Here is a 7424-nt window from a genome sequence, read left to right as displayed (position 1 = left end):
AGGAAACTACACAAAATATGGCGCTGTGAACAGGGGTGTTGTAAGCACATGAAAGTGAACGATATTTTTATGGAAATATGCCATATCGATGCAATTGCCCTGGGATGCACATACCTGCCGCGTTGCGTTCAATAGGGCAGGTGCACCAGTCCATCCAAGTCCTTGCCGTTGAAATCCAAATCCGTTGTGTCTTGCAGGCACAGCATTACGAGTGCTCCTCAGTGCGCGTCTTGGTTTGTGCCATGTGAGACGCAGGGCATCTTCCCAGCCCCAGCTTTAAGGGAAAAGGGCAACGGCAAGGCGTTCTGGATTATTGCCACGGTGGAGAGCAGGGGCGCTGGCAAGGTGCTGGAGCTCTCCACCTCAGCGATCGAGTGACCAGAGTGACGGGGCTGCCGCCAATTCATGGATGGAAGGGTGCTGTGCATACGTTCAGCGCTTGCCGGCCGGATAGCCGGCGTCGTCGAGCAGACTATGCCACAGGGGCTCGGCAAGGCCGGCTTCTACCTGGCGGCCGACCACCAGGGTGGGAACGAAGGGTTCCTTGCGGAAGCGGGCCTTGAAGGCTTCGACCTGCTCGGCGCTGTCGATGGTGGTTTCGCTGAAGGGCACGCCGCGCTTCTGGAGCAGGGCCCGTCCGTCGTCGCAGGGTTTGCCGCAGTCCTTGCTGGTGTACAGGCTTACCGGGAAGCTGGCGGCGGCCTTGCGGGTCAGGAAGGGGGGCTGGGCGTTGCCCCGGTTGGGCTGGACGTTGCGCTCCTCGAATTTCTTGATGACCTGGGGGGGCGGCTGGTCGCTGTACTGCACGCGACCTTGCTCGTCCACCCAGCGGTAGGCGTTCTGCGCCGTCGCCGGCCCTGCGCCGGCGAGCAGCACCAGCAGCAGGGGCAGGATGGCGCGGGGGCCGGCGGGTTTCATGCGGGCACCATGCCGCTGTGGCGCAGCAGGGCATCCACCTGCGGCTCGCGGCCGCGGAAGGCCTTGAAGGATTCGAGGGCCGGGCGGCTGCCGCCGACGGCGAGGATCTCGTTCCAGAAGCGCTGGCCGGTGGTGGCGTCAAGCACACTGCCCTTGGGTCGGCCTTCTTCTTCGAAGGCGGCGAAGGCATCTGCCGACAGCACTTCGGCCCACTTGTAGCTGTAGTAGCCGGCTGCATAGCCTCCGGCAAAGATGTGGGTGAAGCTGTTGGGAAAGCGGTGCCAGGCCGGCGGCACCAGCACGGCGACTTCCTTGCGGACTTCGGCGAGGAGATCCAGGTAGTCCTGGGTGGTCGGGTCGAAATCCATGTGCACCAGCAGGTCGAACAGGGAGAACTCGAGCTGACGGACGGTGCCCATGCCGCTCTGGAAGTTCTTGGCGGCCAGCATCTTGTCGAAGAGGGCCTTGGGCAGGGGCTCGCCGGTGTCGGCGTGGGCGGTCATCTCGCGCACCACGTCCCATTCCCAGCAGAAGTTCTCCATGAACTGGCTGGGCAGCTCAACGGCATCCCATTCGACGCCGTGGATGCCTGAGACGGCCAGATCGTCCACCTGGGTGAGCAGGTGGTGGAGGCCATGGCCGGTCTCGTGGAACAGGGTGATCACGTCGTCGTGGCTGAAGGTGGCGGGTTTGCCACCCACCGGGCCAGGGAAGTTGCACACCAGGTAGGCCACCGGTGTTTCGATGCCGCTGGCCAGGCGCCGGCGGGTGATGGCGGAATCCATCCAGGCGCCGCCCTTCTTGGTGTCACGGGCGTAGAGGTCGAGGTAGAACTGGCCGACCAGCTGGCCGGCACGCTCGATGCGGAAGAAGCGCACGTCGGGGTGCCAGACGGGGCCACTGTCGGGCTTGATGCTGACCTGGTAGAGCTTTTCGACAACCTTGATGAGGCCGTCGAGCACCTTGTGCTCGGGCAGGTATTCCTTCACTTCCTGTTCGGAGAAGGCGTAGTTGGCGACGCGCAGTTTCTCCGAGGCGTAGGCCACGTCCCACGGTTCGAGGGGGGTGAGGCCCAGTTGCTCGCTGGCGAAGGCGCGGAGTTCGGCCAGGTCGCGCTCGGCGAAGGGCTTGGCCTTCACCGCCAGCTCGCGCAGAAAGCCCAGCACCTGATCCGGCGTGTCGGCCATCTTGGGCACCAGGGAGACTTCGGCATAGCTGCGGTAGCCGAGCATCCGGGCTTCCTCGGCACGCAGGGCCAGGATCTGCTGGATCAGCGGGCCGTTGTTCCATTCGGGCTTGCTGTAGCCGTTGTCGATCTCGGCGGCGCGGGTGGCGTAGGCCCGGTAGAGGGTCTCGCGCAGGCTGCGGCTGTCGGCGTACTGCATCACCGGCAGGTAGGAGGGCATCTTGAGGCCGAACTTCCAGCCTTCGAGGCCGGCCTTCTCGGCCGCTTCCCGGGCGGCAGCGATGACGTCTTCGGGCAGGCCGGCGAGGTCGGCTTCGTCGGTAACCAGGTGGCTGAAGGCGTTGGTGGCGTCGAGCACGTTCTCGGAGAACTTGGCACCGAGGCCGGCCATCTCTTCCTGGATGGCCTGGAAGCGTGGTTTCTGCTCGTCGGGTAGTTCGGCACCGGAGAGGCGGAAGCCGCGCAGCTCGTTGTCGATGATGCGGCGACGGGCCGGGCTAAGGGTGGCATATTCGGGGCCATTGGCAATGGCTTTATATTTTTCGAAAAGCTTAAGGTTTTGCCCCAATTCGGCGTAAAAACGGGTGACCTCCGGCAACATCACGTTGTAGGCCTCCCGCCATTCGGGGGTGTCCATGACGCTGTGCATATGGGCAGCGATGCCCCAGGCCCGGCCAAGGCGCTCGCCTTCGTTCTCGATGGGTTCGACGAAAGTGGCCCAGGTGGGTGTGGCAGGATCATCCTGCAGGCGTTCGACGGTGCTGCGCAGGGCATCGAGCAGGCTGCGCACGGCGGGTTCCACGTGGGCCGGCTGGATGGCGTCGAAGCGCGGCAGGCCGGACAGTTCGAGCAGGGGCGAGGTGGTGGGGGTGGCGGTCATTTTTTTGAAAGCAGTCGGTTGAGTGGTTTCATTTTGCCGAATTCCGCGCAGAGTGTCGCCTGTGTTGGCGGCGGAAGTCGGGACGGCAGGCATGTACAAAGGGGACGGGCGTGAGTGACGAGGCGTTGAATCTGGCGGAGCAGGCCTTCCTGCATTCGATCAACCAGGAATTGGAGCGCGGCGAGTTGCGTTTTCCGACCTCCATGGAAGTGACCATGCGGGTGCTGGAAGCTCTCGACAATCCGGACCTGGATCTAGGCCGGATGTCGACCATGGTTTCTGCTGAGCCCTTGCTGGCTGCCCGGACCGTGGCGCTGGCCAACTCTGCCTGGTACAACCCGAGCGGGCGTATCGTCACCGATGTGCCGAAGGCGCTTGTGCGTATCGGTTTTGGCAAGCTGAGGGCCCTGGCCATGGCGGTTGCGGCGGAGCAGTTGATGCATCGTGAGGTGCTCGGCCCCTACCAGCCGCTGATTCGCAAGCTGTGGACGCACTGTGTGGATGTGGCGGCAACGGCCAGCGTGCTGGCCCGGCTGTGCACGGCGCAGGATCGGGATGCGGCCTTCTTTGCCGGCATGGTGCACGACATCGGCCAGTTCTTTTTGCTGGCCCGGGTGTGGGAATACCCCGAACTGCTCAGTGACGATAGTCCGCTTTCGGATCTGGTGCGGGTCTGGCACCCCCCGGTGGGGCGGGCGGTGCTGGCCGCCATGAGCATGCCGCGAGAGTTGGTGGATGCGGTAGACAACCCGGAAATCTACGGGGGCGAGTGGCCTCCCACCAATATCCCCGATCTGATCTTCATCGCCAATCTGGTGGCGGAGTCGCGCAACCCGTTCTCGCCCGAGGATGAGGATTTTCGTCAGGGCCTGGCCCGGGCAGCGACCCTGGGGCTGGACGAGACCCGCCTGGCCCAGGCGCTGGCTGAGTCCGCCGAGGAGCGCCATGCACTGATGGCCTTGTTCCACGTCGGCTGAATCCGCTTTCGCGCTACGTGTAGTACCCGACAAAAGCACACAACCCGCCAAGGCGGGTTGTGTGCTTTTGGGCGGTGCCGCAGGCGCGACGCTCAGAGGCGCTGGCCGGTGAGGTGCTCGTAGGCTTCGACGTATTTGGCGGCGGTGCGGGCAATGACTTCGTCCGGCAGCTTGGGGCCGGGGGCGACCTTGCCCCAGTCCAGGGTTTCCAGGTAGTCGCGCACGTACTGCTTGTCGTAGCTCGGCGGGCTGATGCCTTCGGCGTAGCTGTCGGCGGGCCAGAAGCGGGATGAGTCGGGTGTCAGGGCTTCGTCGATCAGGTGCAGGGTGCCGGCTGCGTCGATGCCGAACTCGAACTTGGTGTCGGCGATGATGATGCCGCGGGTGGCGGCGTAGTCGGCGGCTTCGGAATACAGGCGGATGGCGGCATCGCGGGCTTCGGCCACCAACTGGGCGCCGGTCTTGCCGGTGCCCTTGAGGGCGTCGGCGAGCACGGTATCGGTGCGGGCCTGGGCCTGCTCGAAGCTGATGTTCTCGTCGTGATCGCCGACCTCGGCCTTGCTGGCCGGGGTGAAGATCGGGAAGGGCAGCTTCTGGGCCTGCTTGAGGCCGGCGGGCAGGTCGATGCCGCAGATGGCGCCGGTGTCCTGGTAGTCCTTCCAGCCGGAGCCGATCACATAGCCACGTACCACGGCCTCGATGGGCAGCGGGGTGAGGCGCTTGACCACCAGCGCACGGCCGCGCACCTGGTCACGCTCGTCGGCGGCCACCACGTTCTCGGGGTCGATACCGGTGAGCTGATTGGGAACGATGTGGCCGAGCTTGGCGAACCAGAAGTTGGCCATGGCGGTGAGCACTTGACCCTTGCGCGGAATCGGATCCGGGAGGATGACGTCGAAGGCCGACAGGCGGTCGGAGGTGACGATGAGCAGCGTGTCGGCATCGATGGCGTAGATGTCGCGCACCTTGCCGCGGCCCAGCAGGGTGAGGCTGCGGATGGAGGATTCGAAGATCGGAGTGGTCACGGTCTGGTGTCCGTCGGTCAAAACGCGATTATAGCGGGGTGGCGGGGGTCGGTCAGTGTCCGGCGTCGGCTGCGGCCAGATGCTTGCGCATGCGGTGCAGGCCGAAGGCCACGAAACCGGCGATCAGGGGAATAGCGGCGGCGGTGATGCCTTCGGGTGTGAGGGGCTCGATCTGATGCTTCAGGCCCTTTGCCATGTATTGCACCAGTTGCGAGGCGTAGTAGGTGATGGCCACCACTGACAGGCCTTCAACAGTCTGTTGCAGGTGCAGCTGGAGCTTGGCGCGGCGATTCATCTGGCCGAGCAGCTCCTGGTTCTGGCGTTCCAGCTCCACTTCGACGCGGGTACGCAGCAGCTGACTGTTGCGGGCCACGCGGCTGGACAGATCCTCCTGACGGCGGGCCATGGTCGCACAGGTGTTCATGGCCGGGAGCAGGCGGCGCTCCATGAATTCGTTGAAGGTGGGCAGGCCGATGATGCGGCGTTCGCGCAGTTCGGCGATGCGCTGCATCACCAGGCTGTGATAGGCGCGGGCAGCACCGAATCGGAAGGTGGTGCGGGCCACGGAGTGCTCGACTTCGGCGGCCATGGTGGTGAGATCGGCCAGCACGCTGCGTTCGTCCTCGGTGCTGCGGGCGGAGCCGGTGCGGTCCATCAGGTCGGCGAGGCGCTGCTCGGTGGCGCCCAGCAGGCGGCCGACTTCCTTGGCCACCGGGAAGGCCAGCAGGGCCATCAGGCGGTAGGTCTCGATCTCCACCAGGCGCTGCACGGTGCGGCCGGCCTGGCGGCGGGTCAGGGACACATCGATGACCAGAAAGCGGGAAAAGCCGTCTTCGAACAGGAAATCGGTGAACACCCAGGCGGCGCCATCCGCCACCGTGGCGCCCACCATCTGGCGCCCGGTGGGGGAGAGCTGAGCCATGACGCTCTCGGGCGTCACCTCGGCAGCAGAGCGCAGCTCCACGTGAGTGGCGACGATGAGCTTGCCGGGCAGGCTCTTGAGCCAGGCCTCGGGTACCACGGCCAGCGCCGAGGTGCTCGAATCGAGCCCTTCGCCCCGGGCGATGCCGCGGAAGAAGGTGTAGCTGGAGAACTCGTTGTGGAGTTCCCACTTGAGCTGGAAGTCGCCGAAGTCGATCAGGCGGTGGGTACCGGCGGCGTCGATGGGTTGGCCGAGGAGCTTGCTCAGGGCAATCAGGTGCTGTTGGGCGGCGCCGGGCGCCTCGCCCTCGTGGTGCAGGGCGAGGTAGCTGATGAGTTGCGGGCTCTCCAGAGGCACCGGGGGGCGGGCGTGGAACTCGTCGTTGAGGGCCTGGCGCTGGTCGTGCTCGGCGAAGTGGTCGGGCAATGTCATGGGATCGGGCGGGCGAGGCGACTCGCCAGGGGTGATCGGGGATTCATCTTGCCGTTACGGAAGGTGTGCTGGCAAGGCCGCTGAAGGGGAGAGGCGTGCGGCCTGTCACACTGCGTTGTTGCGCTGCAACAAAATCAGCACTGATGTATCAGGGAGAGGTGAGGGCCAGGGTGAGTGCAGCCAGGGCGATGACCGCCGTTACGCCGGTGGCGGCTCCGAGCAGGCGGTTCCGCTGGCGGAGTGCGGCGATGGCACTGACCAGTTCGGCGTTTTGGTTGGCGAGGGCGCTGAGGAGTTCGGCGCTTTCCTGCTGGCGGGCGTTCAGCTCGGCCACCTGGGCCGTCAGCGCAGTGAGGCGCGCATCGGGAGCGTCGCCCGCTGTCGGCGCCGCCGCGCTGCCGACGCTGTCCTGCGTGCCGACTTTCTGCCAGAGCTTGCGGGCGCCCTGGGCGATGTCGGGGGCCTTGGCGATGACGTCGGACCAGGGAATTGCCTTGACGAGCGTTGACCAGGGAAGGGCCATGGGCAGGGGCTTTCGGAGATGAAAGGGACGTCCACGCTCCACTGCCGCGCGGGGCGCAGCCCCCGAGGGGGCTGCTTTACCTTGGGCGGCCTGGGGCCGGATCAGCGGATGATCTGGTTGAGGGCACCGCTCTTGTAGCTGGCGGCGATCTTGTCCAGGCCGATGGGCTTGATCTTGCTGGCGTTGCCGGCGGTGCCGAAGGCTTCGAAGCGGGCCTTGCACACCAGCTTGGCCGCTTCGCGGGCCGGCTTGAGGAACTCGCGCGGGTCGAACTTGGACGGGTTCTCGACGAAGAACTTGCGGATCGCGCCGGTCATGGCCAGGCGGATGTCGGTGTCGATGTTGATCTTGCGCACGCCGTACTTGATGCCCTGGACGATCTCCTCGACGGGCACACCGTAGGTTTCCTTCATGTCACCGCCGTACTGGCGGATGATTTCCAGCAGCTCCTGGGGCACCGAGGAGGAGCCGTGCATGACCAGGTGGGTGTTGGGGATGCGGGCGTTGATGGCCTTGATGCGCTCGATGGCGAGGATGTCGCCGGTGGGCTTGCGGCTGAAT

The 7424-nt window shown here is 65.3% G+C and carries 7 protein-coding genes; 1 reads left to right on the top strand and 6 read right to left on the bottom strand.

The annotated features are described in order from the left end of the window. Positions 1-432: 432 nt before the first annotated feature. On the bottom strand, positions 433-918 hold the full coding sequence (locus ACIQ09_RS21220; protein ID WP_398314250.1) for a DUF4124 domain-containing protein: 486 nt from the start codon (positions 916-918) through the stop codon (positions 433-435). Further along, a complete protein-coding gene (locus ACIQ09_RS21215; protein ID WP_398314248.1) occupies positions 915-2984 on the bottom strand; it encodes a M3 family metallopeptidase in 2070 nt (689 codons plus the stop codon). The genes ACIQ09_RS21220 and ACIQ09_RS21215 overlap by 4 nt, the downstream gene beginning before the upstream one ends. 110 nt (positions 2985-3094) lie before the next feature. Here ACIQ09_RS21215 and ACIQ09_RS21210 point away from each other — a divergent pair, with 110 nt between their 5' ends. Continuing rightward, entirely contained in the window at positions 3095-3961 is an 867-nt protein-coding gene (locus tag ACIQ09_RS21210; RefSeq protein WP_398314246.1) for an HDOD domain-containing protein, read from the top strand. 92 nt (positions 3962-4053) lie between these two features. Here the strand turns inward: ACIQ09_RS21210 and ACIQ09_RS21205 are convergent, their stop codons facing one another. The 4 genes from ACIQ09_RS21205 to ACIQ09_RS21190 form a co-directional block, all read right to left on the bottom strand. Next, positions 4054-4986, bottom strand: coding sequence for a phosphoribosylaminoimidazolesuccinocarboxamide synthase (locus tag ACIQ09_RS21205; protein ID WP_398314244.1), 933 nt, complete (start codon positions 4984-4986; stop codon positions 4054-4056). A 52-nt stretch (positions 4987-5038) separates the two neighbouring features. Then, the gene (locus ACIQ09_RS21200; protein ID WP_398314242.1) at positions 5039-6340 is read right to left on the bottom strand and encodes a DUF3422 family protein; all 1302 of its coding nucleotides are present in this window, start codon (positions 6338-6340) and stop codon (positions 5039-5041) included. Between the two features lie 148 nt (positions 6341-6488). Further along, positions 6489-6863, bottom strand: a complete 375-nt coding sequence (locus ACIQ09_RS21195; RefSeq protein WP_398314240.1) for a hypothetical protein — start codon at positions 6861-6863, stop codon at positions 6489-6491. 101 nt (positions 6864-6964) lie between these two features. Then, positions 6965-7424, bottom strand: a 460-nt coding sequence (locus ACIQ09_RS21190; RefSeq protein ID WP_398314238.1) for a class II fructose-bisphosphate aldolase, incomplete at its 5' end; no start/stop codon positions are given.

This window comes from Zoogloea sp. (genome assembly GCF_044344315.1).
Taxonomy (GTDB): Bacteria; Pseudomonadota; Gammaproteobacteria; order Burkholderiales; family Rhodocyclaceae; genus Zoogloea.
This window is presented reverse-complemented; position numbering and strand designations above follow the sequence as displayed.

Coding starts and splice junctions, on each gene's coding strand:
- ACIQ09_RS21215 (WP_398314248.1), bottom strand. CDS start 2,984: ATGACCGCCACCCCCACCACCTCGCCCCTGCTCGAACTGTCCGGCCTG.
- ACIQ09_RS21220 (WP_398314250.1), bottom strand. CDS start 918: ATGAAACCCGCCGGCCCCCGCGCCATCCTGCCCCTGCTGCTGGTGCTG.
- ACIQ09_RS21200 (WP_398314242.1), bottom strand. CDS start 6,340: ATGACATTGCCCGACCACTTCGCCGAGCACGACCAGCGCCAGGCCCTC.
- ACIQ09_RS21195 (WP_398314240.1), bottom strand. CDS start 6,863: ATGGCCCTTCCCTGGTCAACGCTCGTCAAGGCAATTCCCTGGTCCGAC.